We start from the raw sequence: 284 nt of genomic DNA on the forward strand, positions 1-284 counted from the left end.
CCGACCTTCGACTACGGCAACAACATCCGCCAGATGGCGCAAGAAGAAGGCGTGGAAAACGCATTCGACTTCCCGGGCTTCGTACCGGCCTACATCCGCCCACTGTTCTGCCGTGGCATCGGTCCGTTCCGCTGGGCGGCGCTGTCGGGTAACGCTGAAGACATCTACAAGACCGACGCCAAGGTCAAGGAACTGATCCCGGACGACGCCCACCTGCACAACTGGCTGGACATGGCCCGCGAGCGCATCAGCTTCCAGGGTCTGCCGGCACGTATCTGCTGGGT

General features: G+C 62.3%; 1 pseudogene. It reads left to right on the forward strand.

Going from position 1 to position 284, the window contains the following annotated elements:
- A pseudogene (locus NPS56_RS31120) lies at positions 1-284 on the forward strand (urocanate hydratase); the annotation flags it as partial.

Source organism: Pseudomonas putida, assembly GCF_028682635.1.
In the GTDB taxonomy this organism is placed as follows: Bacteria; Pseudomonadota; Gammaproteobacteria; order Pseudomonadales; family Pseudomonadaceae; genus Aquipseudomonas; species Aquipseudomonas putida_AE.